At 71.9% G+C, this 24,503-nt stretch carries 30 protein-coding genes; 16 read left to right on the top strand and 14 right to left on the bottom strand.

The features are described from left to right. Positions 1-22: 22 nt before the first annotated feature. The 4 genes from ACWEQG_RS27130 (at position 23) to ACWEQG_RS27145 (ending at position 2,010) form a co-directional block, all read left to right on the top strand. Positions 23-418 carry a cupin domain-containing protein gene (locus ACWEQG_RS27130; protein ID WP_452288886.1) on the top strand — a complete coding sequence of 132 codons (396 nt, stop codon included), beginning with the start codon at positions 23-25 and terminating at the stop codon, positions 416-418. A 158-nt stretch (positions 419-576) separates the two neighbouring features. Beyond that, positions 577-1,245, top strand: a complete 669-nt coding sequence (locus tag ACWEQG_RS27135) for a TetR/AcrR family transcriptional regulator (RefSeq protein WP_452288888.1) — start codon at positions 577-579, stop codon at positions 1,243-1,245. Beyond that, positions 1,242-1,559, top strand: coding sequence for a DUF952 domain-containing protein (locus tag ACWEQG_RS27140; protein ID WP_452288890.1), 318 nt, complete (start codon positions 1,242-1,244; stop codon positions 1,557-1,559). Before ACWEQG_RS27135 ends, ACWEQG_RS27140 begins: the two co-directional genes overlap by 4 nt. 52 nt (positions 1,560-1,611) lie before the next feature. Further along, positions 1,612-2,010, top strand: a complete 399-nt coding sequence (locus ACWEQG_RS27145; RefSeq protein ID WP_452288892.1) for a VOC family protein — start codon at positions 1,612-1,614, stop codon at positions 2,008-2,010. A 4-nt stretch (positions 2,011-2,014) separates the two neighbouring features. Here ACWEQG_RS27145 and ACWEQG_RS27150 read toward each other — a convergent pair whose 3' ends face one another. Together ACWEQG_RS27150 and ACWEQG_RS27155 are read right to left on the bottom strand one after the other, a co-directional pair. Next, complete coding sequence (locus ACWEQG_RS27150) at positions 2,015-2,734, bottom strand: helix-turn-helix domain-containing protein (RefSeq protein ID WP_452288894.1); 720 nt, start codon at positions 2,732-2,734, stop codon at positions 2,015-2,017. 61 nt (positions 2,735-2,795) lie between these two features. After that, positions 2,796-4,424, bottom strand: coding sequence for an ABC-F family ATP-binding cassette domain-containing protein (locus tag ACWEQG_RS27155; protein ID WP_452288896.1), 1,629 nt, complete (start codon positions 4,422-4,424; stop codon positions 2,796-2,798). Positions 4,425-4,529: 105 nt separating this feature from the next. On the opposite strand from ACWEQG_RS27155, the gene ACWEQG_RS27160 reads away from it, so the two are divergent. Then, positions 4,530-5,243, top strand: coding sequence for a TetR/AcrR family transcriptional regulator (locus ACWEQG_RS27160; protein WP_452288898.1), 714 nt, complete (start codon positions 4,530-4,532; stop codon positions 5,241-5,243). Here ACWEQG_RS27160 and ACWEQG_RS27165 read toward each other — a convergent pair. Genes ACWEQG_RS27165 through ACWEQG_RS27175 form a run of 3 tightly spaced genes read right to left on the bottom strand, consistent with a single transcriptional unit; the run spans position 5,170 to position 7,742 of the window. Then, positions 5,170-6,180, bottom strand: coding sequence for a sterol desaturase family protein (locus ACWEQG_RS27165; protein WP_452288900.1), 1,011 nt, complete (start codon positions 6,178-6,180; stop codon positions 5,170-5,172). The genes ACWEQG_RS27160 and ACWEQG_RS27165 overlap by 74 nt on opposite strands. 58 nt (positions 6,181-6,238) lie before the next feature. After that, positions 6,239-7,063, bottom strand: coding sequence for an AraC family transcriptional regulator (locus tag ACWEQG_RS27170; RefSeq protein ID WP_452288902.1), 825 nt, complete (start codon positions 7,061-7,063; stop codon positions 6,239-6,241). Beyond that, entirely contained in the window at positions 7,050-7,742 is a 693-nt protein-coding gene (locus ACWEQG_RS27175; RefSeq protein ID WP_452288904.1) for a TetR/AcrR family transcriptional regulator, read from the bottom strand. The genes ACWEQG_RS27170 and ACWEQG_RS27175 overlap by 14 nt, the downstream gene beginning before the upstream one ends. A 99-nt stretch (positions 7,743-7,841) precedes the next feature. On the opposite strand from ACWEQG_RS27175, the gene ACWEQG_RS27180 reads away from it, so the two are divergent. Then, entirely contained in the window at positions 7,842-9,323 is a 1,482-nt protein-coding gene (locus ACWEQG_RS27180; RefSeq protein WP_452288906.1) for a DHA2 family efflux MFS transporter permease subunit, read from the top strand. 49 nt (positions 9,324-9,372) lie between these two features. On the opposite strand, the gene ACWEQG_RS27185 is transcribed toward ACWEQG_RS27180, so the two are convergent. Next, complete coding sequence (locus tag ACWEQG_RS27185; RefSeq protein ID WP_452288907.1) at positions 9,373-10,371, bottom strand: helix-turn-helix transcriptional regulator; 999 nt, start codon at positions 10,369-10,371, stop codon at positions 9,373-9,375. Between the two features lie 168 nt (positions 10,372-10,539). Between ACWEQG_RS27185 and ACWEQG_RS27190 the strand changes: the two genes are divergently transcribed. Beyond that, on the top strand, positions 10,540-10,962 hold the full coding sequence (locus tag ACWEQG_RS27190) for a VOC family protein (protein WP_452288909.1): 423 nt from the start codon (positions 10,540-10,542) through the stop codon (positions 10,960-10,962). Between the two features lie 27 nt (positions 10,963-10,989). Next, on the top strand, positions 10,990-12,090 hold the full coding sequence (locus ACWEQG_RS27195; protein ID WP_452288911.1) for a winged helix DNA-binding domain-containing protein: 1,101 nt from the start codon (positions 10,990-10,992) through the stop codon (positions 12,088-12,090). A 51-nt stretch (positions 12,091-12,141) separates the two neighbouring features. Here the strand turns inward: ACWEQG_RS27195 and ACWEQG_RS27200 are convergent, their stop codons facing one another. Genes ACWEQG_RS27200 through ACWEQG_RS27210 form a run of 3 tightly spaced genes read right to left on the bottom strand, consistent with a single transcriptional unit; the run spans position 12,142 to position 14,652 of the window. Then, a complete protein-coding gene (locus ACWEQG_RS27200; protein WP_452288913.1) occupies positions 12,142-12,942 on the bottom strand; it encodes an ABC transporter permease in 801 nt (266 codons plus the stop codon). Next, complete coding sequence (locus tag ACWEQG_RS27205) at positions 12,942-13,715, bottom strand: ABC transporter permease (protein ID WP_452288915.1); 774 nt, start codon at positions 13,713-13,715, stop codon at positions 12,942-12,944. Before ACWEQG_RS27205 ends, ACWEQG_RS27200 begins: the two co-directional genes overlap by 1 nt. A gap of 1 nt (position 13,716) precedes the next feature. After that, positions 13,717-14,652: an ABC transporter ATP-binding protein gene (locus ACWEQG_RS27210; RefSeq protein ID WP_363466171.1), complete on the bottom strand. Its 936-nt coding sequence runs from the start codon at positions 14,650-14,652 to the stop codon at positions 13,717-13,719. 154 nt (positions 14,653-14,806) lie between these two features. Between ACWEQG_RS27210 and ACWEQG_RS27215 the strand changes: the two genes are divergently transcribed. Further along, positions 14,807-15,256, top strand: a complete 450-nt coding sequence (locus ACWEQG_RS27215) for a universal stress protein (RefSeq protein WP_452288917.1) — start codon at positions 14,807-14,809, stop codon at positions 15,254-15,256. A gap of 31 nt (positions 15,257-15,287) precedes the next feature. On the opposite strand, the gene ACWEQG_RS27220 is transcribed toward ACWEQG_RS27215, so the two are convergent. Further along, positions 15,288-16,043 (bottom strand): ATP-binding protein, encoded by a 756-nt coding sequence (locus ACWEQG_RS27220; protein ID WP_452288919.1) that lies wholly within the window; start codon positions 16,041-16,043, stop codon positions 15,288-15,290. Positions 16,044-16,243: 200 nt separating this feature from the next. On the opposite strand from ACWEQG_RS27220, the gene ACWEQG_RS27225 reads away from it, so the two are divergent. Together ACWEQG_RS27225 and ACWEQG_RS27230 are read left to right on the top strand one after the other, a co-directional pair. Beyond that, positions 16,244-16,639 carry a DUF3224 domain-containing protein gene (locus tag ACWEQG_RS27225; protein WP_452288920.1) on the top strand — a complete coding sequence of 132 codons (396 nt, stop codon included), beginning with the start codon at positions 16,244-16,246 and terminating at the stop codon, positions 16,637-16,639. A gap of 29 nt (positions 16,640-16,668) precedes the next feature. After that, on the top strand, positions 16,669-17,616 hold the full coding sequence (locus ACWEQG_RS27230; RefSeq protein WP_452288922.1) for a diacylglycerol/lipid kinase family protein: 948 nt from the start codon (positions 16,669-16,671) through the stop codon (positions 17,614-17,616). Positions 17,617-17,641: 25 nt separating this feature from the next. Here the strand turns inward: ACWEQG_RS27230 and ACWEQG_RS27235 are convergent, their stop codons facing one another. Beyond that, positions 17,642-17,767, bottom strand: a complete 126-nt coding sequence (locus ACWEQG_RS27235; RefSeq protein ID WP_452288924.1) for an SDR family oxidoreductase — start codon at positions 17,765-17,767, stop codon at positions 17,642-17,644. A 66-nt stretch (positions 17,768-17,833) separates the two neighbouring features. On the opposite strand from ACWEQG_RS27235, the gene ACWEQG_RS27240 reads away from it, so the two are divergent. Together ACWEQG_RS27240 and ACWEQG_RS27245 are read left to right on the top strand one after the other, a co-directional pair. Next, positions 17,834-18,718, top strand: a complete 885-nt coding sequence (locus tag ACWEQG_RS27240) for a DUF2268 domain-containing protein (protein WP_452288926.1) — start codon at positions 17,834-17,836, stop codon at positions 18,716-18,718. A 23-nt stretch (positions 18,719-18,741) separates the two neighbouring features. Further along, complete coding sequence (locus ACWEQG_RS27245; RefSeq protein ID WP_452288927.1) at positions 18,742-19,500, top strand: MerR family transcriptional regulator; 759 nt, start codon at positions 18,742-18,744, stop codon at positions 19,498-19,500. Between the two features lie 307 nt (positions 19,501-19,807). On the opposite strand, the gene ACWEQG_RS27250 is transcribed toward ACWEQG_RS27245, so the two are convergent. Further along, a complete protein-coding gene (locus ACWEQG_RS27250; protein WP_452288929.1) occupies positions 19,808-20,086 on the bottom strand; it encodes a hypothetical protein in 279 nt (92 codons plus the stop codon). Between the two features lie 135 nt (positions 20,087-20,221). Continuing rightward, positions 20,222-20,353, bottom strand: a complete 132-nt coding sequence (locus tag ACWEQG_RS27255; protein WP_452288930.1) for a hypothetical protein — start codon at positions 20,351-20,353, stop codon at positions 20,222-20,224. A 117-nt stretch (positions 20,354-20,470) separates the two neighbouring features. On the opposite strand from ACWEQG_RS27255, the gene ACWEQG_RS27260 reads away from it, so the two are divergent. After that, the gene (locus ACWEQG_RS27260; RefSeq protein ID WP_452288932.1) at positions 20,471-21,277 is read left to right on the top strand and encodes an ArsR/SmtB family transcription factor; all 807 of its coding nucleotides are present in this window, start codon (positions 20,471-20,473) and stop codon (positions 21,275-21,277) included. A gap of 48 nt (positions 21,278-21,325) precedes the next feature. Continuing rightward, entirely contained in the window at positions 21,326-21,883 is a 558-nt protein-coding gene (locus ACWEQG_RS27265) for a hypothetical protein (protein WP_452288934.1), read from the top strand. Between the two features lie 854 nt (positions 21,884-22,737). Here ACWEQG_RS27265 and ACWEQG_RS27270 read toward each other — a convergent pair. Beyond that, complete coding sequence (locus ACWEQG_RS27270; RefSeq protein ID WP_452288936.1) at positions 22,738-23,574, bottom strand: sugar nucleotide-binding protein; 837 nt, start codon at positions 23,572-23,574, stop codon at positions 22,738-22,740. Between the two features lie 135 nt (positions 23,575-23,709). On the opposite strand from ACWEQG_RS27270, the gene ACWEQG_RS27275 reads away from it, so the two are divergent. After that, complete coding sequence (locus tag ACWEQG_RS27275; protein ID WP_452288938.1) at positions 23,710-24,477, top strand: globin domain-containing protein; 768 nt, start codon at positions 23,710-23,712, stop codon at positions 24,475-24,477. The last annotated feature ends 26 nt before the right edge of the window (positions 24,478-24,503 follow it).

Genomic DNA, 24,503 nt, shown 5'->3' on the forward strand with positions numbered 1-24,503 from the left:
CCGCAGCGGCCAGGATGCACTCGTGAGCAACGAACCCATCGCCCTCGGCGAGGCCCTGGCCTCCTTCGACGCCCTGTGGAGCCCGCGCATCGTCACCCGCGTCAACGACTACGACGTACGCGTCGCCAAGGTGGAAGGCGAGCACGTCTGGCACGTCCACGACCACACCGACGAGTTCTTCCTCGTGCTCGACGGGGAGCTGTTCATCTCCGTGCGGGAGCCCGGCGGGGAGCGCACGGTCCGGCTCCCCCGGGGCGCGGTGTTCACCGTCCCCCGCGGCACCGAGCACAAGCCGTCGGCTCCCGCCGGAGCCGCGATCCTCATGTTCGAACCCGCCGGGACATCGACGGTCGGCGACCGCCACGGCGAGATCCCCGGCCACGTCGACGCGACGACCGGGCACCCGCTCGGCCTCTGAACAGGGACGGGGAGCGGGCGGGCCGCCGCCGGGGTGATCCCGTCGTCACCGGGACACCGAGCCGCGCACGGCAGGGCATGATTGTCAGCGACCTATGGGTGTTCCGGACGGCTCCCCCGCCGAGGGGGAGCCCCGACGATCCAGGGGAGGATCACGGCGTGCCCGATCAGGACCGGCCCGCACCCGTCCCCGCGGCGGCCTCCCCGCGCGGCGTCGCCGTGCGGGCGGTCTCACCTCAGCCGCGGCGCCCGCAGGAGCGTGCCGTACGCCGCCGGGAGGCGCTGCTCGACGCCGCCGTCGACCTGCTCGGCGACGGCGGCTTCGCCGCCGTGACCCACCGCGCCGTCGCCCGCCGGGCCGGCCTTCCCCTGGCCGCGACCTCCTACTACTTCACCAGCCGCGACCAGCTGCTGGCCGAGGCGTTCGCCCTGCTCGTCGAGCGCGAACTCGCCCGCATGCGGGAGTCGGTGGACCACCCGTCCGGCCGTACGCCGCCCGCGGTCGCCGAGACGCTCACCGGTGTGTACGCCTCCGACCGGCTGCGCCAGCTCGGCCTGTGGGAGCTGTACCTGCAGGCGGGCCGCGACCCGGCGTTGCAGGCCATCGCCCGCGCCTGGACCGACGGCTGCGACGGCATCGTGGCCGCCGTGCTGGAGCGCGCGGGCTACCCCTGCGGGCCGGCGGAGGTCCGCTTCGTCGCCGGCCTGCTGTCGGGACTGTGGGTCGAAGACGTCGTCGAGGCCCGCCCCGACTCCAGGGACCGGGCCAGGGAGGCGGTGGCCCGCGCGCTCGCCGCGCTCGGACCGCCCGCTAGGGTCAGCCCATGATCTTCCATCTCGCGCTGGCCGCCGACTGGGACGCGGCCGTCACGGCGGGCGAATACCGCGTCTCGACCCTCGGCCGGACCCTGGCGGAGGAGGGCTACATCCACGCCTCCGCCGACCTGACCCAGGCGCGCGGGGTCGCCAACCGCTACTACGCGGGCGTCGCCGAGCCCCTGGTGCTGCTGGAGATCGACGAGGACCGGCTCGGCTGTCCCGTCAGGCTGGAGGTGCCCGAGGGGTCAGACGAGGCGTTCCCCCACATCTACGGGCCGATCCCGGTGGCCGCCGTCACGGCCGTCACGCCCTTCTCCCGCTGAGTGTCCGATTCGTTCAATACGGCCGACCGGTGCGCCCCCTAGCGTGGCCGTCATGGCACCTTCGTTCGATCTCATCGGCCTGGTCGTGTCCGACATGGCCGCCTCCCTGTCCTTCTACCGCCGGCTCGGGCTGGACATCCCGCCCTCGGCCGACACCGAGCCCCACGTGGAGGTGACCCTGCCCGGCGGGCTGCGCCTCGCGTGGGACACCGCCGACACCGTCCGCTCGTTCGACCCCGCCTGGACGCCCGGCGTCGGCGGGCCGCGCACGGCGCTGGCCTTCCGCTGCGACGACCCGAAGGAGGTCGACCGCGTGTACGCGGACCTGGTCGAGGCCGGATACGAGGGAAGCCTGCCGCCGTGGGACGCGTTCTGGGGGCAGCGCTACGCGTCGGTGCACGACCCGGACGGCAACGGGGTGGACCTGTTCGCCGCCCTGCCCGCCATGTGACCGCTCATCGGATCAGCGCGCCGAGCGTCACACCGGTCAGCGACCTCACCTCGCGCGACAGGTGAGCCTGGTCGGCGTACCCGGCCACGGCGGCCACCGCGGCGAACGGCGCGCCCCGGCGGGCCAGGTCCACCGCCCGGTTCATCCGCAGGATCCGGCCGAGCGTGCGCGGCCCGTACCCGAACGCGTCCAGGCACCGGCGGTGCAGCCGCCGTTCGCCGACCCCGGCGTCGGCGGCGATCCGCGCCACCGGCAGGCCCGCCCGCACGCCGTTCACGACGGCGCCGACGAGATCGACGTCGACGGGACGGGCCGCGGCGTCGAGGCGGCGCGCCGCCGCCTCCTCCAGGACCGCGCCCAGACGCGTGCCCGGCGACGGGTGCCGGGCGGCGGCCTCGCCCGCCCGCTCGGCCAGCCGCCGCACCTCGGCGCCGGGCCACAGGTCGGCCAGCGGCACCCGCCGGTCGCGCAGCTCGTGCGCCGGGACTCCGAGGACCACCGGGCCGGTGCCGGGGCCGAAGCGCAGCCCCACGTAGCGGGCACCTGGCCGGTCGCTCACCAGGTGCGCGGCGGTGTCCGGGCCCGCCACCAGCAGCGCGCCGTCCGCCCAGATCACGTCCATGCATCCGTCCGGCAGCACCCGCCGCTCGGCGGCGTCGGAGCCGGGGGAGGTGCTCCACCACAGCACCGCCCGCGGCACACGCGAAGCCCTCTCCCGGTACATGCCCGGCATTATCTCGCCCGCGTACCGACGAGGCCCATTGCGTGTCCTGAACGTACGCGCCTCAACGGCCACGCGTGACCCGTGCCTCGTCCCACACCGGCTCGGCGCTCTCGTACACCGTTCCGTCGGCGCCGAAGACGAGGAAGCGGTCGAAGTCGGCGGCGAACCAACGGTCATGGGTGACGGCCAGCACCGTGCCGGAAAAGGAGGCCAGCCCCTGCTGCAGGGCCTCGGCACTGGCCAGATCGAGGTTGTCGGTCGGCTCGTCGAGCAGCAGCAGGGTCGCACCGGACAGCTCCAGCAGCAGGATCTGCAACCGTGCCTGCTGCCCGCCGGACAGGGTCTCGAACGGCTGCTCGGCGGCCGGCGCGAGCTCATAACGGGCCAGCGCCGCCATCGCGTCGTTCAGCGTGAGCGCGTGCCCGGACGTCACCAGCTCGGCGGGGGTGCGGCCGTGCAGGTCGGGCCGGGCATGGGTCTGCACGAAGTGGCCGGGGACCACCCGGGCACCCAGTCGCACGAGACCGCTGTGGCGCACCGTGGCGACGGCGTCGCCTGCGGACTCGGCCAGCAACCGCAGGAAGTGGGACTTGCCCGAGCCGTTCGACCCGACGACGCCCACGCGCTCGCCGTACCAGATCTCCAGGTCGAAGGCCCGCATCAGCCCGGTGAGCTCCACGCCCTCGCAGACGACCGCCCGCTTGCCGGTCCGGCCGCCGCGCAGCCGCATCCGGACGTTCTGCCGCCTCGGCGGACGCTCGGGCGGGCCCGCCTCCTCGAACCGCTCCAGCCGCGTACGGGCGGCCCGGTAGGCCGAGGCGACGGCGTCGTTGTTGGCCGCCGTCTGCCGCAGGGTCTGCACCAGCCGCCGGAGTTTGGCGTGCTCCTCGTCCCAGCGGCGCCGCCGCTCCTGCAGCCGGTCGATACGGTCGCGGCGGCCCTGGGCGTAGGTGGCGAAGCCGGCGCCGTGCACCCACACGCCGCGCGACTCCACCGTCACGATGCGGTCGGCGGCCTCGGCCAGCAACCGCCGGTCGTGGGAGACCAGCAGCACCGTCTTGGACGTGGCACGCAGCCGGCCCTCCAGCCACTGCTTGGCGGGCACGTCCAGGTAGTTGTCCGGTTCGTCCAGCAGCAGCACCTGGTCCGGGCCGCGCAGCAGCGCCTCCAGCACGACGCGTTTCTGCTCTCCGCCCGACAGCGAGCTCACCGGCCGTCTCCGGACCACCTCGTACGGCAGGCCGATCGCCGACGTGGCGCAGGTGTCCCACACCACCTCCATGTCGTAACCGCCGGCGTCGGCGTAGTCGCTGATCGCCTGCGCGTAGGCCAGTTGTGCCGTCTCGTTCTCATCGCCCGCCAACGCCGACTCCGCCCGCCGCAGGGCCGCCGCCGCGGCCCGGACCCGCTCGGGAGCGACCGACAGCAGCAGGTCGTGCAGGGTGCGGTCGTCGCGGACGCCGCCGATGAACTGCCTCATCACGCCGAGCCCGCCCGAATGGGTGACCCGGCCGTCGTCCGGGCGCAGGTCTCCGCTGATGAGCCGCAGCAGGGTCGTCTTGCCCGCGCCGTTCGGCCCCACCAGCCCGGCCTTGACGCCGTCGCCGACCCGGAACGACACCTCGTGCAGGAGCAGCCGCCCGTCCGGCAGCACGTAGGTGAGCCGGTCCACCTCCACGTGTCCCGCCATCGTCGTCCCCTCCCGCTCTCCGGACTGACGTTCCGGTTACCGGATCATCGATCCGGTGGCCGATCACCATACTAGACTCGCTCCCGGCGAGGAGGAGGACGCGAAGTGGCGGGGAAAGGCTCGGGATCGGCCGGAGACGTGTGGCTGCGGCCGCCCGCGCGGGCGGCGCGTGAGGCGCCGCCGCTCAGCCGCGACCGGATCGTCGAGGAGGCCGTCGCCCTCCTGGACGAGGAGGGCGCCGACCGGCTGACCATGCGGCGGCTCGCCGAACGCCTCGGCACGGGTTCGACGACGTTGTACTGGCACCTGAAGACGAAGGACGACGTCCTCGACCTCGCCCTCGACGCGATCTTCGCGGCGGTCGAGATCCCCGGGGAGGCCGGCCGGGACTGGCGCGCCGACGTCACCGCCCTGGTCACCGGGTGGCGCGCCGTCCTCCTGGACCACCCCTGGTCCGCGGCGCTGCTGGGCCGCCCCATGCTCGGTCCCAACGTGCTCGCCCGCAGCGAGTTCCTGTACGCCACCCTCGTGAAGGCCGGGGTCGCCGAACCCCACCTGACCGCCGCGGCGTACGGGCTGTCCAACTACGTCATCGGGTCCGCGCTCATGCAGACGACCTGGACGGCGCGGGGAAAGCACGCCGCGCGGCAGGCCGCCCGGGATCTCTTCCGCGCCAAGAGCGACGACTATCCCGTCCTCGCCGCCCATGGCCCCCTGGTCGCCGACGGAGACTGGGACACCAGCTTCACCCTCGGCCTCGACTGGCTCCTGGACGGCATCCAGGCCGCCGCGGCTCCCAGCGAGCCCCGGAACGAGTAGGCCCGGGCCGGGACGGCTCGGCGTGACAGGCGCCCGAGGCGCGGAACGGCTCGGCCAGCTGCGGCAGGTAGGCGGTGGGGTAGTCCGGCTTGGCGGCCATGCCGAGCAGCTCGGAGGAGAAACGGCGGGCGGGGTCGTAGGAGAAGGTGCCGAGCAGGTGGTCCCAGACGAGGGTGAACAGACCGAAGTTGACATCCCCGACGCCGGCCCACTTGAGGTGGTGGAAGCGATGGCCCTCGTTCAACGCCAGCACATACCTGGCCGCTCCGACGCGGTAGTCGACGTTGGAATGCTGCAGCAGCAGCTGGACCGCCACGGCGAGCGCCAGCGCGCAGGCCACCTCGACCGGCAGGCCGATCAGCAGCAACGGGGCGACCCCGGCGGTCATCTCCACCGTCTGGTGCAAGGGGTGCTTCATCAGCCCGTTGAGGCCGTAGAAGCGTCTGACCGAGTGGTGGACGGCGTGGAAGCGCCACAGCACGCCGACCTTGTGACTCGCGTAGTGGACCAGGGTGATCCCCAGGTCGGCGACCAGCACGGCGGCCGTCACCTGCACGACGAAGGGCCAGGAACGCGGCCACAGCTCCACGACGGTGACGTGGGTGGCCAGCAGCGGAACGGCCGCCACGCTGACGAGCAGCAGGCTCTCGTTGACGAAGGCGTGGACGGCGTCGCGCCGCCCGTCCCCCGACAGCGGGGCGTTCCATGCGTCCTCGTACGGCAGCAGGCGTTCGGCGGCGAACGAGCAGCCGACGGCCAGGAGTAGCAGGCCGAGCAGCCAGAGCTTGGCGGCGCCGGCGGCGGCCAGGGCGACGCCGGCGCCGTCGACGCCGACGAGCATGAACGGCACGTAGCCGTAGCGGATCACGGCCCTCACGGCCCGGTTCGCAGGCCGGTTCACGGTCGGGTTCACGGACGGGTTCACGGTGCGACGCATGCCGTCCAGGCTGGGGGAGACGCGGCCCGGCGGGCTTGGACGGATCCGCTGACCTCGCTCAGGGCGTGGGCGGGGAAAGAGCGGCGAGCAGGTGGGAGGGGGCCAGCCCGAACATCTCCCGGGTGACGCGGGTCAGGTGGGAACTGTCGGCGAAGCCGGCCCCGTGCGCGGCCTCGGTGAGGCTCGCCCCGCCGGCCGCCAGTTCCACGGCGCGGCGCAGCCGGGCCCAGCGCAGGTACGGAGGGAACGGCAGGGCGAGCTCGGCGGAGAACAGGTGGCCCAGGCGGCTGGCCGAGATCCCGGCCGCGACGGCCAGGTCGGTGAGCCGTACCGGGCCGTGCAGCAGCCCCGGCAGCACCCGCAGGGCGTGCCGCAGCGCCGGGTGCCGAGCCCCGGCGGGTGCGCTCCAGCCGTGGACCAGCGCGGCCGGGTCGGGTGCCACGCCGGGGCCCGCGGGCGGGAGCAGCGCGCGGGCGGCGGCCGCCCACCGATCGAGGCGGTCGCGGCCCGGGCCGCTCAGACAGGCGGTCAGCCGGCGACCGGCGCCGCCGGCGGGGTCGAGGTAGATCATGGTGGCCTGCGCGCCCGGCCCGGCGTGCAGGGCGTGCCGGACACGGGCGGGGATGATCGCGGCCCGCACCGGGCCGCGGGCCTGATGAGGGTCGGTCAGCTCCACCACGCCGTCGCCGACGATCAGGACCTGCACGGCGGCGTGGGCGTGCGGCTCGGTGACGCCCGCCACGCCGGTGTAGGCCAGCCAGCCGGGCCGCAGCAGGGTCGTGCCGCGCCACCCGCCGTCCGGGATCGCCGGATCGGGGTCGTGGTCGGCGGCCGAGGCGGGGCTGCGGCGGCCTGGTCCGATGTGGCGCTCAGGGCGCGTCATGAGGAGCCGGCGCGGCGTGGGCGAGCAGCCCGTCGACGAACGCGCGCAGGCCCTGAGGATAGGTGTCCCGCGCCGCGAGGGCGGGCCATTGGTCGCCGATGGCGGCCAGGTGCGGCACCCGGGAGGCGTCGAGGCCGCTGAACAGGGCCCCGCGGTGGCGCTCGTCGACGACCGGACGGCGGGCGGAGTGGGCGCGGACGAGGATCTCCCCGACGGTGTAGTACCAGATGCCGCGGAAGAGGTCGACGGCCTGCACGGGCGTGCATCCGTGGTCGCGGGCTCCGGCCACGATGGCCTCGACCATCCACAGTGCCGACTCGTCCAGCAGGCCGACGAAACCGTCGGAGGTGAGGACCTCCGCCGCCCACGGCCAGGCCGCGAGGGCGTCGTGCAGGGCGATGGCGGCCGCGACGATGCGCTCGCGCGGCTCGGCGGGCAGCCGGGGGCGTTCGAGCTGGTCGACGTAGTGATTCAGCAGCAGGACCAGCAGGTCGTCCTTGTCCCGGATGTGGTGATAGAGGGTGGTCGCCCCGATGCCGAGCTCGGCGGCCAGCCTCCGGATGGTCAGTTTCTCCCAGCCGTCCCGGTCGATGAGCCGGCGGGCCGCCGCCACGATCTGCGTACGGGAGGTCAGGGGTGGCCGGCCGGTGCGGCCGTGCGCTGCGGGCGGTCGGGGCATTGCCCCATCATGCCGTTCCGCCGTCCCCGGTCGCGAAACAGAGCGCGGGTTCCACCCATGGGGGTTCCCGCCGGCCGGTCCGGATGCTACTTTCGGAACATGTTCCGAAAGTCTGCCGGCCACACGGAGAACGAGCCCCCGATGACGCACATCCCGACCGCCCGGCCAGGGCGCACCCTCACCGCGGTGGCCGTCGTGCAGTTCATGGTGTCGCTGGACCTGTCGGTCGTGAACGTCGGCCTCCCGCAGATCGCCGCCGGCCTCGGCTTCAGCGCGGTGGGACTGACCTGGGTGATCCACGCCTACGCCCTCGCCTTCGGCGGGCTGCTCCTGCTGGGCGGCAAGGCCGCCGACCGGTACGGCCGAAGACGCGTCCTGCTGCTCGGCCTCACACTGTTCGGCCTCGCCTCCCTGTCCGGCGGCTTCGCCCAGGAACCCGGCCACCTCGTCGCCGCCCGGGCGGCACAGGGCATCGGGGCCGCCGCGCTGGCCCCGGCCGCACTCGCGCTGCTGACCGCGACGTTCCCCGCAGGCAGGGCCCGCATCCGCGCCTTCGGCGTGTGGAGCGCGATGAACGCCGCCGGAGGCGCCCTCGGCGTCCTCATCGGCGGCCTGCTCACCGAGTACGCCGGCTGGCGCTGGGTCATGTTCGTCAACGTGCCGATGGCCGCGTGCGCACTGGCCCTGACCTGGCGAGCCGACCCGGGCCCGCCCCCCGCCCGCGACGGCCGCCCGGACGTGCTCGGTGCCGTCCTGGCCACCGCGGGCATGACCCTGCTGGTGTTCGGCATCGTCCGCACCGACCACTACTCGTGGACCTCGCCGATCACCCTGATCACCCTCGGGATCGCCGCCGCCCTGCTGGCCGCCTTCCTCCACGTCGAACGCACCACCGCCCGCGACCCGCTGATCCGGCTCGGCCTGTTCGCCAACCGCTCGGTCACCGGCGCGAACGCCTACAACCTCCTGGTCGGCGCGGCCATGGCCTCGGCCTTCTACTTCGTGTCCCTCTACCTCCAGCGCGTCCTCGGGACCGGGCCCGCGCTGACCGGCGTCATGTTCCTGCCGTTCGCCCTCGGAGTGGTCGCCGGCTCCGTGCTCGCCGTCAAACTCGGCTACCGCCTGGCCCCCCGCACCCTCCTGGTCATCGGCGGGCTCCTCACCGCGACCGGATTCGCCTGGTTCGGCCTCATCGGCCCCGACGGGACCTTCACCACCGACGTCCTGGGACCCTCCATCGTCGCCAGCGTCGGTTTCGGGCTCTGCCTCGCACCGGTCGTCTCCACCGCCACCGCAGGCGTCGCACCCCACGAGACCGGCACCGCCTCAGGCCTGCTCAACAGCTCACGCCAGATCGGCGCCTCACTCGGACTCGCCGCCCTCGGCACCGTCGCCTACGACCGCACCGGGCCGGCCGCCACACCCGAGGCCCTCAGCGACGGCTACGCCCTCGGCCTGACCCTCGGCGCCGCGCTCCTGGTGGCCGCCGTCCTCATCGCCCTCACCGTCCTGCGCCGCACCAGCCCGCCGGCACAGGCCGAGCACACCACAGACCCCGGCCTGCTGCCCACCGTGGACTGACCAGGACAGACCGGGACAGACCGGCGGGGGACCGGAGGTCCGGCCGCACTCACGGGAGCGGGGACCGCGTGACCGGCGGGCCGCTCGCCGCCGCGGCGAAGCGGCCGGCCAGCCGCGCGAAGGCATCCCTGAGCTCGGCCGGACCGACCACCTCGATGTCGGCGTCGAACCTGCCGATGTCGGCGGCCAGGCCCGCCCACGACCACGACCCCAGGACGAGCCGGCAACGGTCCGGGGCGAGTTCCTCGACCACTCCGTCACGGGCGTACAGGGACACCGAGGCGGCGGGCAGCCCGAGAACCACCTCGCCCCGGCAGGGCCACTCGCCGGAGCCGCCCGCGCCCCGGAACCGCGCGGACACGAAGGCGGCCACGTCACCCCCGGGCAGCTCACGCGGGACGAAGCGCGGCCCGGTGGGGGAGCGCGGGGTGATCCGGTCGGCGCGGAAGGTCCGCCAGTCCTCGCGGTCGAGATCCCAGGCCACGAGATACCAGCGCCCGCTCCAGGCCACCAGATGATGAGGCTCCACCCGGCGCGGCGGCCTCGGCACGCCGTCGTCGTCCCCCCACGCCTGCGGCGCGTAGTCGAAGCGCAGCACCTCACCGGCGTGGACGGCGGCGCTGAGCGCCATGAGGACGCTGCCGTCGACCCGGACCTCCGGCCGCTCGACGGCGGTGATCTGGAGAGTGTCGATGCGATGACGCAGCCGCGCCGGCATGACCTGCCGGACGGTGTTCAGCGCCCGCGCCGCGGCCTCCCCGATGCCGGCGCCGGTCGTGGTGGCCGTCTGCAGCGCCACGGCGAGGGCCACGGCCTGGTCGTCGTCGAACAGCAACGGAGGCATCTGCGAACCGGCCTCGAGCCGATAGCCGCCGTCGGGCCCCATGAAGGTCGTGATCGGGTAACCGAGCTCGCGCAGGCGGTCGACGTCCCGGCGGACCGTACGCGCACTGACCCGCAGCCGCTCGGCCAGGTCCTCACCCGACCAGTGACGACGGGTCTGCAGCAGCGACAGAAGCGCGAGCAGCCGCGCGGACGTCTTCGGCACACGACCCATCCTGCCTCCAGTGGAGGACACACCCTGTCCTCTACCCATGGAAGTGTGAGCTCATCGACGCCGGCCGAGGGCGAACCCACGGCAGCGACGCGACCCCCGGCCGCTTCCCGGCACGGGCCCGTCCGGCGCCAGTCCGACAGATCCAAGACGAGGAGCCACATGTCCATCACCACCACGACCCACCTCAACTTCCGCGGCGACGCCCGCGCGGCGCTCGACTTCTATCACTCCGTCTTCGGCGGCCACGTCGTCGCCGTCACCTACAAGGACGCGGGCGACGCGCGCAATCCGGACGAGGCGGACTGGGTGATGTGGGGCCAGGTGATCGCGGACAACGGATTCCACGTCATGGCCTACGACGTGCCCTCCCACACCCCCTGGAACCCGGGCGAGAACGCCGTCTTCGTCTCCGTACGCGGCGACGACACCGACGAGATCACCGCCTTCTGGGACAGACTGACCGTCGGCTCGACCGTCGTGCGCCCGCTGGAGCCCGCGCAATGGGCCCCGCTCTACGGCATGGTCAAGGACCGCTTCGGCGTCGTCTGGGTCCTCGACGTCGCGGCACCCTACAACGGCTGAGAACGACAGCCGAGCTTCCCGCACCTGATGAGAGTCCTCGACAACCGCGCGCTGAACCGCGCCACGCTCGCCCGGCAGTTCCTGCTCGACCGCACCGCCACACCGGTCCTCGACGTCGTCGCGCACCTGGGCGGCATGCAGGCACAGGAACCACAGGAACCCTTCGTCGGGCTGTGGTCCCGCGTGCGCGCCTTCCACCCCGCCGCCCTGGACGACCTGCTGACCGGACGCCACGTGGTCCGCACCCACCTGATGCGCCGCACCGTCCACCTCGTCACCGCCGACGACGCACTGGCCTGGCGCGCCCGGCACGACACCATGCTGCGTCAGCGGGTGCTGACCACCTACCGCCGCGAACTCGCCGGGCTCGATCCGGACGAGGTGGCGGCGGCCGGCCGGGAGATCATGGCCGACGGACGGCCCCGCACGATGGCCGAACTCGTCGACGCGCTCGCCGGCCGCTGGCCCGCACCGCCGCGCCGGGCACTGGGCGAACTGCTCGTCGCCGCGCTCATCCCGATGGCCCAGCTGCCCCCGCGCGGACTGTGGCGCGTCAAGGCGGGAGTACGCAACGCACCCCTCGCGACATGGCTGGGACGCGACATCGCCCCGCTCACCGCGGACGGACCCGACCAGACGGGCCAGGCGCTGGTCCTCCGCTATCTGGCCGCGTACGGGCCCGCCTCGTCCGCCGACCTGCGCGCCTGGTGCGGCCTGGCCGGGCTGCCCGCCGCGGTCGACGCCGTACGCGGAGAACTCATCGCCTTCCGCGACGAACGCGGCCGGCAACTGCTCGACCTGCCCGACGCGCCGCGCCCCGACCCCGGCACGCCCGCGCCCGTGCGCTTCCTACCGGCGTTCGACAACGCGATCCTCGGCTACCACGACCGCAGCCGCATCGTCGACGACGCCCACCGCGGCCTGTCGGTCGCCGGCGCCCGCGTCGTCCTGGTGGACGGCCGGGTCGCCGCGACCTGGGACGTCACGGCCGGCGCCGTCGTCGTCACCCCGCTGCGCCGCCTCTCCCCGTCCGACCGCGCCGCCGTGACCGAAGAAGGGCGCTCGCTGGCGTCGTTCCTGACGGACGACGACAGCGACCGTGTGAAGATCGACCCGTCTCCCGCCTGAGCGCGAGACGCCGCCGCGGGCGTGGGGGAGTCGCGCCGTCAGCCGCACCCCTCAGTCACAAAGGACCCGGGTCAGGCGCCGGGAGGCGAACCAGACCCCCGCCACGGCCAGCGCCAGCAGGTAGGCCACGTGCCCCAGCAGCCCCCACCCCAGCGCGCCCATGCACAGGCCACGCACCAGCTCCACCGCGTGATACAGCGGCGTGACCTGGACCAGCACCTCGACCGGGGCCGGGTAATCCCGCACAGGAGAGAACGTCCCGGAGAACAGGAACAACGCGAACTGCCCGGTCCCCATCAGGTCGAAATCCTGCCAGCCCCGCATCAGCGTGCTGACCGCCATCCCCAGCCCGCCGAAGGCCAGCCCCACCAGCACCGTCGCCGGAAACGCGGCCAACGCCCAGCCGGGCTCCGTCAACCCCATCGCGACCATCACAGCCAGGAAGATCCCGGTGTAGAGCGAACCCCGCACGATCGCCCAGATCAGCTCGCCGACCGCGATCTCGATGGGCCGCACCGGCGTCGCCAGCACCGCCTCGAACGTCTTCATGTACTTCAACTTGAAAAAGAAGTTGAACGTCGTCTCGGCCAGCGCCCCCGACATCGCCGACACCGCCAGCATCGCCGGCGCGACGAACGCCGCGTACGACATGGTCCGCCCGTCCACCGTCAGATCACCGATCAGCGCACCGACCCCGACACCGATCGACAGCAGATACAGCAGCGGCTCGAAGAAGCCCGACACCAGGATGATCCAGTACGACGGCCCGGAGCGCAGCGCCCCCACGTTGCGGCCGATGACGGCGCCCACCCGGCCGGGGGAGACCCGGGACGCCACCAGCGCGGTCACCATCAGTCCTCCAACCTCCGCCGGAACGCCCGCACCGCCAGGAAGAAACCCGCCACCGCCCACGCCAGCAGATACCCGGCATGCACCGCGACCGGCCAGGCCGGGGCCGTGCCGAGCGTCGCCGCCCGGCACAACTCCACCGCATGCCACAACGGCGAGGCGTAGGCCAGCGGACGCAACACCGCCGTCAGCTGCTCCACCGGGAAGAACACCCCGGCGAACAACGTCGACGGGATCACCACGAACCGGAACAGCAGCGAGAAGTAACTGTCATGCTCGATCGTGGCGGCGAACGCCGTCACCGGCGCCGACACCGACACCGTCAGCACCGCGCACACCAGCGGAGTGACCAGCGCCCACGGCGAGTGCAGCCCACCGAAGAACACCACCACGACCAGGAAGGCCGCGACCGCGATCGTCACCCGCAGGACCAGGTAGAGCAGCTGGCCCCGGACCATGTCCGCCGGCCCCACCGGCGTGGCCCGCATCGCGTGATAGGCCCGGACCCACTTGAAGTCCCCAAGAACCGAGTAGGTCGACTCACCCACCGCGATCTGGAAGGCCGTCGACGCGAGCACGCCCGGCACGATCCACGACAGGTAGTCGACCCCCTGGACCTTGCCGACATAACCGCCCACACCGATACCGATGCTCAGCAGGAACAGCACCGGCAGCACGAACGAGGAGAACACCGACGCCTGCCACAACCGCCGGTACAAGGTCAGATGCCGCTCCAGCACCGCGACCGTCGGATGCGCCCCAAGAGTCACGGCCATCTCAGTCCACCAACGTCCGGCCCGTCAGATGGAGGAACACATCCTCCAGCGTCGACCGCCGCACCAGCACGCTCGACGGCTCCAGCCCCCGCCGCTGGATCTCGGCCAACGCGGCGTCGCCGTCGTCCACATAGACCAGCACCCGGTCGGGCAGCGGATCCACCCGCTTGCCGACCCCCTCCAGCGCCGCCGCATGCCGCGCCCCCGACTCGGGCATGCCGGGAAAACGCACCTCGACCACCTCGGCCGTCGAATAGGTCTCGATCAGCGACCGCGGCGACCCCTCCGCCACGATCCTGCCGCCGTCCATCACCACCAGCCGGTCGCACAACTGCTCGGCCTCGTCCATGTAGTGCGTCGTCAGCACCAGCGTGACGCCCCGCTGCTTCAACCGGAACAGCCGCTCCCACAACAGATGACGCGCCTGCGGGTCCAACCCCGTCGTCGGCTCGTCGAGCAGCACGAGATCAGGATCGTTCACCATCGCCCGCGCGATCGTCAGCCGCCGCTTCATGCCCCCCGACAGCGGCTCCACCTTGCCGCCCGCACGCTCGGACAGCTGCACGAACTCCAGCAACTCGTCGGCGCGCCTGCGGCTCTCCACCCGCGACAACCCGAAATAACGGGCATACGTCACCAGGTTCTCCCGCACCGTCAGGTCGGGATCGAGGTTGTCCAGCTGAGGACACACCCCCAGCCGCGCCCGGATCCGCGGCCCGTCGCGCACCGCGTCCATGCCCAGGATCCGCAGCTCCCCGGAGGTCGGCGTCGACACGCAGCCGATCATCCGCATGGTCGAGGACTTACCGGCCCCGTTGGGCCCGAGGAAACCGAACGCCTCACCCGGCGCCACCTCAAGGTCGATCCCGTCGACGGCGGTGAACTCCCCGAAGCGTTTGACCAGGCCGCGCGCGTAGATCAGAGGTTGATCAGCCACGATCCGAGACCCTAACCAACGGCCCCGACACTTCCGCAACAGGTTATCCGCGCCGCGATCCGGACCCCGTCCCGCCTCCCAGGCGGCCCGCGAACATCACACGACGCCTGGCCGGGTTCCCGTGCGCCCCGCCCGACGCCGTACGCTGACTTGCGTGAACACGTTCGAGCTGGGCACCGACGGCCCGCGGGTGATCCTCGCCGGCATCGACGGCTCGGAGACCTCTATGCGCGCCGCGGCGTACGCCTGGGGGCTCGCCCGCCGTCAGGGCTCGCACGTCGTCCTCGTCCACGTCACCAACCCCGGCACGATCAGCACGATGATGCCCGCCGCGTCGGCCTCGGTGATCGAGGCGGGGGAGCAGGTCGCCGCGGAGCTCCGCGACCAGGTGGAACGCTTCGCCCAGGCCGCCCACTCGCGCGTCGACTACACCTTCCGCACCGAACTCGGCGACGCCTCCGGCGTCCTCGCCAGAATCGCCGACGAGATCAGGGCGGACGCGGTCGTGGTGGGAGCCTCCACCCAGGCCGGCCACCGCTTCATCGGCTCGGTCGCCCTCCGCCTGGTCCGCGCCGGCCGCTGGCCGGTCACCGTCGTCCCCTGACGAGCCGCCCGGCACCCCGCCGGCCCGGCGCTCAGCCCCGCACGTCCAGCGCCCGCAGGCCCTCCAGCACCCGCCGCAACGTCGCCTCGTCCGGCCCGTCCTCTCGCACGCCCACCGGATGCCGCCGGACCCGCTGCGGCAGCCCCTCCGCCGACGTCGCCGCAGACGCCCCCGCAGAGGCACCCACCGGGACAGCCGCGGCCGTCCGCTCCCGCGGGCCCGTCGCCGGCGACCCCGCCGGATCGCGCCGCCCGGGACCGGCGCCCGCCGGCCCCCGCGGGTGAACCCTCTGCGGACGCGCCGCCTCGACCGGCGCGATGGCCAGCTCACACCACACGATCTTGCCCCGGTCCGGCGCCGGATAGTGCCCCCAGTCCCGGGCCAGGCCGCCGACCAGCGCGAGCCCCCGGCCGCCCTCGCCCAGCTCGCCCTCCACGTCGCCGACGTCGCCGCACTGCACCGGCTCACGATCGCTGACGTCCCACACCTCGATGAACAGGCTGCGCCGCCCGGACGCCACCCGGACCCGCAGCGCCACCGTACGCAGCGCCACCGGGAACATCGACGAGGCGACCGGCGGGCTGACCACGGCGTCCGTCGCCCGCACCGCGTTCGTCACCAGCTCGGAGACGACCAGCTCCGCCGTCTCCGCCAGATGCGCGAGCTCCCACCCCCGCAACTGGCACCGTACGAACGCGCGCGCCCGGCGCGGAGCGGTCGGAGCCGATCCGAACACCTCGAACGCGGTCCTGCGGCCCTCCTGGGACGGAAAGGGAGAGGTCAGCATTCCGGTGGACGCGCCTGGACGGACCGGCCGGCGAGGACCGGGGCGGCCGGTCGAGGGAAACCCATGCCTCCGATCATCTGTCATGAACGGCTGCAAAGTAGCCGGCTTAACGGCATTCGCCGAGATTTCTCCTTCCCCTCACCCGCAAGTCACCGCCATACCTGACAGAGGATGACAGGAATACCCGGCACGCTGGACATATGAACGGACACGCGACCGGAACCTTCGACATCACCGGCTGGACCGAGCTGGCGACCGAGGAGAAAGAAGGCGCCACCTTCGGCCGCAACCACATCGCCAAAACCTTCCAGGGCGACCTCACCGGCACCAGCAGCACCGAGATCCTCACCGTCGTCACCCCCGGCGGCCCCGCCGCCTACGTCGGCGTCGAACACTTCGAAGGCACCCTTCACGGGCGCAAGGGCACCTTCGTACTCCAGCACAGCGCGGCCAGCCACAACGGCGAACCCTGGATGAAATGGCAGATCGTCCCCACCAGCGGCACCGGCGAACTGGCCGGCCTCACCGGCGAGGGCACGATCCGCGTGGCCGACGGCCACCACTACCTCCTCGACTACACCCTGCCCGACGCCTAACCCGCCCACATCCGGGTAGCCGGCAGTCCATGGTGAAATCCGCTGACCGGCGGTCCACGGACGAGCCCGCCGCCGCCACCCCCCGCACCACGGCGCCCCGCGTCGCCGTCATCGCACACCGCAAGAAGACCATCGGCGGCGGACTCGACGAGCTCCGCAAACTCATCACTGGATACGACGTCGCCGACCTGCTCTGGTACGAGGTCCCCAAGAGCAAGAAGGCTCCCAAGAAGGTCCGCCAGGCCCTCAAGGACGGCGCGGATCTGTTCTTCCTCTGGGGCGGCGACGGCACCGTCCAACGCTGCGTCGACGCCCTCGCCGGAAGCGACGCGACCGTCGCCGTCATCCCCGCCGGGACCGCCAACCTGCTCGCCCGCAACCTCGGCATCCCCGAGGACCTGCCCGAGGCCGTACGGATCGGCTTCGAGGGCCGCCGCGCCAAGATGGACCTCGGGAAGATCAACGGCGAGCACTTCGCGGTCATGGCCGGCGTCGGATTCGACGCCGAGATGATCGCCGACGCCGACCGCGGCCTCAAGGACCGCCTCGGCCGCTTCGCCTACATCTGGACCGGCCTGCGCCACGTCGGCGGCGCCGTGACCCCCATGAAAATCAAGATCGACGGCAACGACTGGTTCGAAGGCGACGCGAGCTGCGTCCTGGTCGGCAACGTCGGCACCGTCACCGGCGGCATCGACGTCTTCGAAGACGCCCGATTCGACGACGGCTGGCTCGAAGTCGGCGTCTCCACCGCCGAAGGCCCCATCCAATGGGCCCGCGCCCTCGGCCGGATGAGCGCCGGAAACGCCGAGAAGTCCCCCTACGTACGCATCACCCGCGCCAGGAAGGTGTCGGTCAAACTCCGCACCCCCATGGCGTACGAACTCGACGGGGGAGCCCGCGACCGGGTCGAGCGCATCACGGTCAAAGTCGTGCCCCAGGCCATCACGGTCTGCCTGCCCGACCACCCCGCCTGACCCCCATCGGCCCCAGCGGTGGAACTCAGATCCGCTTCAGGCCGCCGTCGACGTACCGGCTCGAACCGGTGATGAAGCCGCTCGGCCCGGAGGCGAGGAAGGCCACGGCGGCGGCCATCTTCTCCGGGCGCCCGAGCCGGCCCGGCGGCACCTGCGCGGGCGCCGGCCGTGCCGCAGGTTTGACCTTGACGCTGCGTCAACTTCTAGCATCCGGGCCATGCCGATCACCGTTCTCGACACCTACTCCGCCATGAGGCGGATCCTGCTGGCCCCGGTCGCCGACCGCGTCGACCTGCTGCGCTCCATGCTGGAGCCCATCCGAGGCATGTACCGCTACCAACCCGGCGAGGTCGACCTCGCGTCCGTACACCGCGAAACGTCCGGGTTCCCCATCGACCGCGACGAGGAACGCTGCCTCGACGCGCTCGACACCCTGGCGGCGGCCCAAGCCTGGGAGCGGATGCAACGCGCCCTCGACGACGCCCTCACCGTACTGCTGGAGGCGACACCGGGGCTGAAGGCCCCGGACATCACCGTGCTGTTCGTGCTCGGCGATCCGGCCGACGAGCACTTCATGGGTCCCTGCCAGGGAGTGACCGGGTTCGGCGGCATCTCGGGCCACATCACCATCACGTTCTGGCCCTTCCCCGAGAACGTGGAACGGCTGGAGGCCACCGCCGTACACGAACTCCACCACAACCTGCGATTCGGCCCCGGCGGGATCGTGTGGGACCCGATGACCGTCACGGTCGGCGAGCACATCGTCTCCGAAGGCCTGGCCGACGCCTTCGCCCGCCAGCTCTACGGCGACCGACTCGGCGCCACCCGCATCGGCGTGCCCCACCTGCGCGACGACGAGATCTTCGGCAAGGTGCTCACCGGGCTCGACGTGACAGGCATGCAGAACTTCACCGCCTGGGTGCACGGCGACCCCAGCGCCGAACGCTTCGGCCTCACCCCCGTGGGACTGCCGATGGGCGCCGGGTACGCCGCGGGCAACCGGCTGGTCGACACCTACCTGGCGGCGACCGGGCAGACCGCCGCCCAGGCCCTGCACGCCGACAGCTCGCAGATCATCGCCGCCACACTCCACCGACGGTGACAGCCGAGGGTGACACTGGAACGATGGAGTGGACCATCCAGGAGCTCGCGGCGAGGGCCGGCATCACCAGCCGCACCCTCCGTCACTACGACCGCGTCGGGCTCCTGGCCCCGTCCCGGGTCGGCGCGAACGGGTACCGCTACTACGGCCCCGCCGCGGTCGCCCGGCTACAGCGCATCCTGCTCATGCGACGGCTCGGCATGGGCTTGCAGGCCATCGCCGAGGTCCTGGCCGAGGAAGTGGACACATACGACGGGCTCCGCGCCCACATCGCCGCACTGGAGAAGGAACGGGACCGCATCGAACGGCAGATCCGGTCCGTGCGTCACACCATGGAGGCGCTCCAGGCGGGGGCGGAGCCGCGGATGGACGTCATGCTGGCGGGTTTCAACGACGGCTACCAGGACGAGGTCGTCTCACGCTGGGGCGAGCGCGCGTTCCAGGTGAGCAACGACTGGTGGCACGGCAAGACCCTCGACCAGCAGCGGGCCTGGAAACAGGCCACCGAGGACCTCGTCGCCGCATGGGCCGACGCGGCGAAGGCCGGAGTCCGCCCGGCATCCGAACACGCTCAGGCACTGGCCGCCCGGCACGTCCGGTGGCTGAGCCGGATCCCGGGCACCCCCACGGCCGAGGGCGACCGGGATCGCTCGATCGAGATGGTGCGGTGCCTGGGGGACATGTACGTCGACGACCCCCGCTTCGCCGGCATGTACGGCGACGCCGCGGGGGCGACGTTGGTCCGCGACGCGCTGCACACCTACGCGCGAACCCGGATGTAGCGCACACCCCGGCGCGGCCCCCGGACAAGCAGCCGCCCCGGACGAAGAACTTCAGCCACGACGCCGGTCCCGGAACGGCCTCCATCCTCGTCGTGCAGGAGCGGTCCGTGTGACAGACCGGCGAAGTGCCGATGCCAACCGGCGACTCGGCACTTCGAACGGCTGCCTACGGCGTGACACGGCTGTGAACGAGGTCGCCGTCAGCCGCTGACGCGTGTGTCGGCGAGTGACGCCGGAGCCACCCGTCGTTCCGGGCTCGAAGCCTGGGCCCTGCGCAGCGTGAGGGCCACCGCCGCGCCGACGAGGATCAGCGCGGCCGCCAGCAGGCCGCCGGTGCGAAGTCCGCCGATGGTGGCGGCGCCAGCAGGGCCGGCGTTGATGACGGCCACCAGGACGGCCAGCCGTACTCCTGCCCGGCATCGTCATGATCAGCCTCGGACAGGGCATCGCGTGGACGGCCATCGGGTGGCGGCTGGGAGTCGGTGTTCTTCTGCGTGGAGAACCCGACCTGACGGCCGATCTCCGGCAGCGCCACATAGACGATGTTGTAGTCGATAGCGCTGATGAACTGGGCGAAGGCCAGCAACGCCAGTGTCAGACCGCCTCGCGATCTTCCGGACCCAGGCATGAAATCTCTCCCTCGCGACAGGGCAGTGAGTGGTTGACCACTCACTCGTTGGGCCAAAAAAATCGGGTCGCTCACACGCGACCCGATGACGACTCAGCCGAGCAAGGTGTGCGCCCACCGCGCGTCCAGGGCGGACGCGTCGACGCCGACGAGAACGTTCGCCAGCAAACCGTCACCGAAGAACCGGCGGATCTGCTCGTCGGACGCGCCCGAGGCCGCGTGCACATACTCGTTTGCATCGTCAAATTCACCCTCGGGCGCCCTTGCCCGCTTCGGCGGCGGGCGGACCCGGGCGACAGCGGCGTTGACAATAGGCAGGCGAATGCCTGCATAATCTCGGGTGTGAAGTCCGAGGCGACACAGATGGACGTGGTCTTCAAGGCCCTGGCCGACTCCACCCGGCGACTCCTGCTCGACCGCCTGCGCGAGCACAACGGTCAGACCTTGCGCGAGCTGTGCGAGCACCTGGACATGGCGCGCCAGTCGGCGACCCAGCACCTCGACATCCTCGAGCGGGCCAACCTCGTCACCGTCGTACGGCGCGGACGCGAACGACTTCACTACCTCAACCCCGTGCCGATCCACGAGATCGAGCAGCGCTGGATCGCGGGCTTCGACATGCCCCGCCTGAACGCGATCAGCGCCATCAAGAGACAAGCGGAGGAGTACGCCATGAGCGACGAACCCACGTCCGTGCCGACCTACGTCTACGTCACCTACATCCGGGCGAGCGCGGAGCAGGTCTGGCACGCCCTGACGGACGCGGACCTGACAGCGCGCTACTGGGGGCACGCCAACGTCTCGGACTGGCAGCCGGGCTCGACCTGGGAGCACCGGCGCGTCGACGGATCAGGCGTCGTCGACGTCGGCGGCCGAGTGATCGAGGCCGACCCCCCGACACGGCTGGTCATCACCTTCGAGGACGCTCTCGACGCCGAGCCGAGACAACCGTCGGTCGTCACCTTCCTCGTCGAACCGCACCAGGACATCGTCCGTCTCAGCGTGACCCACGAGAACCTCGCCAACGAGGACATGCGCAACGGGGTCTCGCACGGATGGCCGGCCGTGCTGGCGAACCTCAAGTCGCTGATCGAGACGGGCGACGTCCTCCCGCAGGCGCCATGGGAGATGTCGCCCGCGCACACCTGAGACCGCGCTCGCCACGCACGACCTCGAACAGCGAAGAAAGAAGGCGACATGCTGGACACCGCTCCGCTCCGCGAGGCCCACCGCGCACTGCTCGACGCCGCCGCCACGGTGGCCGACCGCGGGGGAGCGAGCCTCGTCCCGCCCGCCGGCGAGTGGAACGCCGACCAGATTCTGGCGCACGTCTCCATCGTCGACGCCGTCACCATCGCCGCCGCGTCGTCGGTCGCCGCGGGAGCGAGCACGACGTACGACAACCGCATGGCGCTCGACGCCTGGACCATCGACCGCGTCATCGGGCGCGCCGGCGGCAACACCGGGCTTCGAGGCCGCATCCGCAACCAGGGGGAGGCCCTGTGCGCGCTCGGGCCGATGCTGAGCGAAGCCGAGCTCGACACGCCCGTGCCCACCCTGCTGCTGTCCAAGGGCATGGCCCTGGTCGATCAGCCCGTGGCGTTGCGCGACCTCATCACCGGCCTCGCCGAAGTGGAACTACCCGGCCATACGCGGCAACTCCTGGCCCTGCTGCCGGACCATGACAGCGAGGTCACGCTCGTAGGCACGAACGGCGGACACCGCGGGGGAGAGGGGAGTGGTCACTCAGCGTGACCGGCACTCGCAGGGCACCGAGGGCCGAACGCGGACCGGGCGGAAACGGCTTCCCGGGCGATCCAGGCCGGGGGGCGGGTACGTCCGGCGCGTCGAATCCTGCGATGACGGACAGGACAACGACGGCCCTCACCGTGGTCCGCAGGCGGATCACGAGGAGGGCCTGGGCCGCGCAACGCCGGTCCGTCCACGGAGGAACAGCGGCCGCTCGGCGTGCCGAGATCCGATGACGTCGGCGTCGCGCCAGTCCGATCTCCGTCGCACTCGCTTCCGTGGCATGAGCGCTCCAGGCGGGGCGACGGAGGAGGGCCTTCAAAGCTAACTTGACATAATGTTCATTATCGAGCAACGGCGGAAGGGGGTGCCAGCACCGGAAACGCGCATTCCGGCCGGCTGAGACTTCCTGGAGAAGATTCCAGCGACCTCCCTGCGATCGCCGGCCGGGTTCTCGGACTTACCGACGGACTCTCACGCCGGCGCCGGCCGGCCGCGGATCGCACAGAGACAGCTTTTCGCTACGGCTGCGCCGTTATACGCGGCCACGACCGGATGATTTTCGCGGCACCGGCTCATGCGGGCTCCGAAGGTCTGGCCGGCCATTTCGGAGCCGCCGGAGCCGGTCCGTCCCTCGCCCGGGTCGAATCCGCCACACCGGCCGCGCCGACGAGGCTCTGGACCACGATTGCCGCCATGGCCGCGGTGCCGAGCGCCTGCCTGCCTGTGGAGAAACGATGCCGACCCGCTGCGATGGCCTCGCCTATCGGACAGAATGCCCCATCTAGCGCCATACCGGACAGAAGGTGAATTCTGTTTGGTATAGACAAAGGTGTCCGTCTTCACTTATTGCTGGACATTCATCCCTCATCTCCCCTTCGCGCCAGGAACCGGCGCGCGCCACGTAGCCTCGTCCGGAGCCGCCGCTGCGTCATGCCGCATTCCAGTCGCACGTCAAGCGGTCCGGGTATGCCGGTGTCCGCTCGCCGGCCTGACGGCAGACCGCTCTCGTCGAGGCCGTCACGCCGCGCGATGAGCACTCCCAGTTCGTATCGGCTCACCGCGTCGGCCCCCGCCACGTGGTGGATTCCGTGATGCTCGGACGCGGCGAGCTCGAGGAGCGCGGCGGCGAGGTCGGCGACGTGCACGGGACACCGCACGTCGTCGGTGAACAGCACTCCCCTCGCTCCGCCTCCGGCCAGTGAACGCACCAGCGCCTCGAGTGGAGAGTCACCGTCACCGATGATCAGGGACGTCCGGGCTATGACCGCGCCCGGCGCGATCGCTTCCACTGCCGTCTCCGCGGCGGCTTTGGCCGCGCCGTACGGGCTGATCGGGTCGGGGACACACGTCTCGTCATAGCGGATCGCGGCGCCGGAGAAGACCGCGTCGCTGGACACGTGCACCAGTCGCGCGCCTACCGCGGAGGCGGCGAGGGCCACGTTCGCCGCTCCGGCCGCCGTGGTCCTCCAGTCGGCCTGCTGGTACGCGGCGTTGACGACCACCTCCGGCCGGGTCGCGCGGACGAGCGCGTCGACGTCCCCTCTCCGGCGTACGTCGAGGGGCGCCCACTCGACGCCCGGGGTCTCCCCTGCGCGGGTGAGGTGGGTCGCGGCCACCTCGTGCCCGGCGGCCGAACTCTGGCGAGCCAGTTCCCCGCCGAGGAAACCACTGCCGCCGACGATGAGGACTCTCATGGCCGACCACCATAGGCAGCCCGTCACGACGGCGGGACCGGATTCCAAGCCTCCGGGCCTACCAAAGGGATACGTGATTACACTGTTACATGATCTTTCATCTCTGATACCCGCGGCCTTTGGGGCGATGCGCACATGATCGTGGAGTACATCCGTTACCGGATCGATCGACAGGACGCGGAGGAGTTCGAAGCCGCCTACGAACGCGCCGCGGTGCCTCTGGCCGCCGCGCCCCAGTGTGTGGACTACGAACTGTCCCGCTGCGTCGAAGAGCCCGAGTGGTACGTCCTGCGCATCACGTGGACCTCCGCTGAGGACCACCTGCGGGGTTTCCGGGGCGGCGAGCACTTCGGAGCGTTCTTCTCCGAGATCAAGCCGTACGTCCGGCAGATCGAGGAGATGCGGCACTACGAACGCACGGCCGTCCGCGGCGCCGGCTCCTCGGTCCCGAGCCTGTACGACTGGGCGGGCGACACCGAGGCGTTCGAGCGGCTCACCGAGACGTTCTACGAGCAGGTGCTCAGGGACGATCTGATCGGTCCTCTCTTCGCCCACATGGATCCGGGCCACCCCAAGTACGTCGCCATGTGGCTGGCGGAGGTCTTCGGCGGACCGTCCCGCTACACCGACGAACGGGGCGGCTACCACCACATGCTCGTCCAGCATCTCGGCAAGGCCATCACCGAGCCGCAGCGCCGCCGCTGGGTCGGTCTCCTGATGGACGCCGCCGACGTGGTCGGGCTGCCGGCCGATCCCGAGTTCCGCGCGGCCTTCGCGGGCTACATCGAGTGGGGCACCCGGCTCGCCTTCGCCAACTCCCAGCCCGGTGCCCGTCCCCCGCAGCAGGCTCCTGTCCCCCGCTGGGGCTGGGGCGTGGCCCCGCCCTACATCCCCGCGCCGTGACCTGGTCGCCCGCCGTCCAAGGGGCG

It is taken from the genome of Microbispora sp. NPDC004025, from assembly GCF_053604425.1.

What these genes read in the sequence shown, in the direction of transcription:
- ACWEQG_RS27205 (WP_452288915.1), bottom strand. Translation starts at nt 13,715, where the DNA reads ATGGCCGTGACTCTTGGGGCGCATCCGACGGTCGCGGTGCTGGAGCGG.
- ACWEQG_RS27165 (WP_452288900.1), bottom strand. Translation starts at nt 6,180, where the DNA reads ATGCGTCGCACCGTGAACCCGTCCGTGAACCCGACCGTGAACCGGCCT.
- ACWEQG_RS27195 (WP_452288911.1), top strand. Translation starts at nt 10,990, where the DNA reads ATGAGAGTCCTCGACAACCGCGCGCTGAACCGCGCCACGCTCGCCCGG.
- ACWEQG_RS27230 (WP_452288922.1), top strand. Translation starts at nt 16,669, where the DNA reads ATGGTGAAATCCGCTGACCGGCGGTCCACGGACGAGCCCGCCGCCGCC.
- ACWEQG_RS27200 (WP_452288913.1), bottom strand. Translation starts at nt 12,942, where the DNA reads ATGGTGACCGCGCTGGTGGCGTCCCGGGTCTCCCCCGGCCGGGTGGGC.
- ACWEQG_RS27175 (WP_452288904.1), bottom strand. Translation starts at nt 7,742, where the DNA reads ATGCCCCGACCGCCCGCAGCGCACGGCCGCACCGGCCGGCCACCCCTG.
- ACWEQG_RS27190 (WP_452288909.1), top strand. Translation starts at nt 10,540, where the DNA reads ATGTCCATCACCACCACGACCCACCTCAACTTCCGCGGCGACGCCCGC.
- ACWEQG_RS27270 (WP_452288936.1), bottom strand. Translation starts at nt 23,574, where the DNA reads ATGAGAGTCCTCATCGTCGGCGGCAGTGGTTTCCTCGGCGGGGAACTG.
- ACWEQG_RS27220 (WP_452288919.1), bottom strand. Translation starts at nt 16,043, where the DNA reads ATGCTGACCTCTCCCTTTCCGTCCCAGGAGGGCCGCAGGACCGCGTTC.
- ACWEQG_RS27180 (WP_452288906.1), top strand. Translation starts at nt 7,842, where the DNA reads ATGTTCCGAAAGTCTGCCGGCCACACGGAGAACGAGCCCCCGATGACG.
- ACWEQG_RS27225 (WP_452288920.1), top strand. Translation starts at nt 16,244, where the DNA reads ATGAACGGACACGCGACCGGAACCTTCGACATCACCGGCTGGACCGAG.
- ACWEQG_RS27275 (WP_452288938.1), top strand. Translation starts at nt 23,710, where the DNA reads ATGATCGTGGAGTACATCCGTTACCGGATCGATCGACAGGACGCGGAG.
- ACWEQG_RS27170 (WP_452288902.1), bottom strand. Translation starts at nt 7,063, where the DNA reads ATGACGCGCCCTGAGCGCCACATCGGACCAGGCCGCCGCAGCCCCGCC.
- ACWEQG_RS27150 (WP_452288894.1), bottom strand. Translation starts at nt 2,734, where the DNA reads ATGTACCGGGAGAGGGCTTCGCGTGTGCCGCGGGCGGTGCTGTGGTGG.
- ACWEQG_RS27140 (WP_452288890.1), top strand. Translation starts at nt 1,242, where the DNA reads ATGATCTTCCATCTCGCGCTGGCCGCCGACTGGGACGCGGCCGTCACG.
- ACWEQG_RS27265 (WP_452288934.1), top strand. Translation starts at nt 21,326, where the DNA reads ATGCTGGACACCGCTCCGCTCCGCGAGGCCCACCGCGCACTGCTCGAC.
- ACWEQG_RS27245 (WP_452288927.1), top strand. Translation starts at nt 18,742, where the DNA reads ATGGAGTGGACCATCCAGGAGCTCGCGGCGAGGGCCGGCATCACCAGC.
- ACWEQG_RS27145 (WP_452288892.1), top strand. Translation starts at nt 1,612, where the DNA reads ATGGCACCTTCGTTCGATCTCATCGGCCTGGTCGTGTCCGACATGGCC.
- ACWEQG_RS27240 (WP_452288926.1), top strand. Translation starts at nt 17,834, where the DNA reads ATGCCGATCACCGTTCTCGACACCTACTCCGCCATGAGGCGGATCCTG.
- ACWEQG_RS27155 (WP_452288896.1), bottom strand. Translation starts at nt 4,424, where the DNA reads ATGGCGGGACACGTGGAGGTGGACCGGCTCACCTACGTGCTGCCGGAC.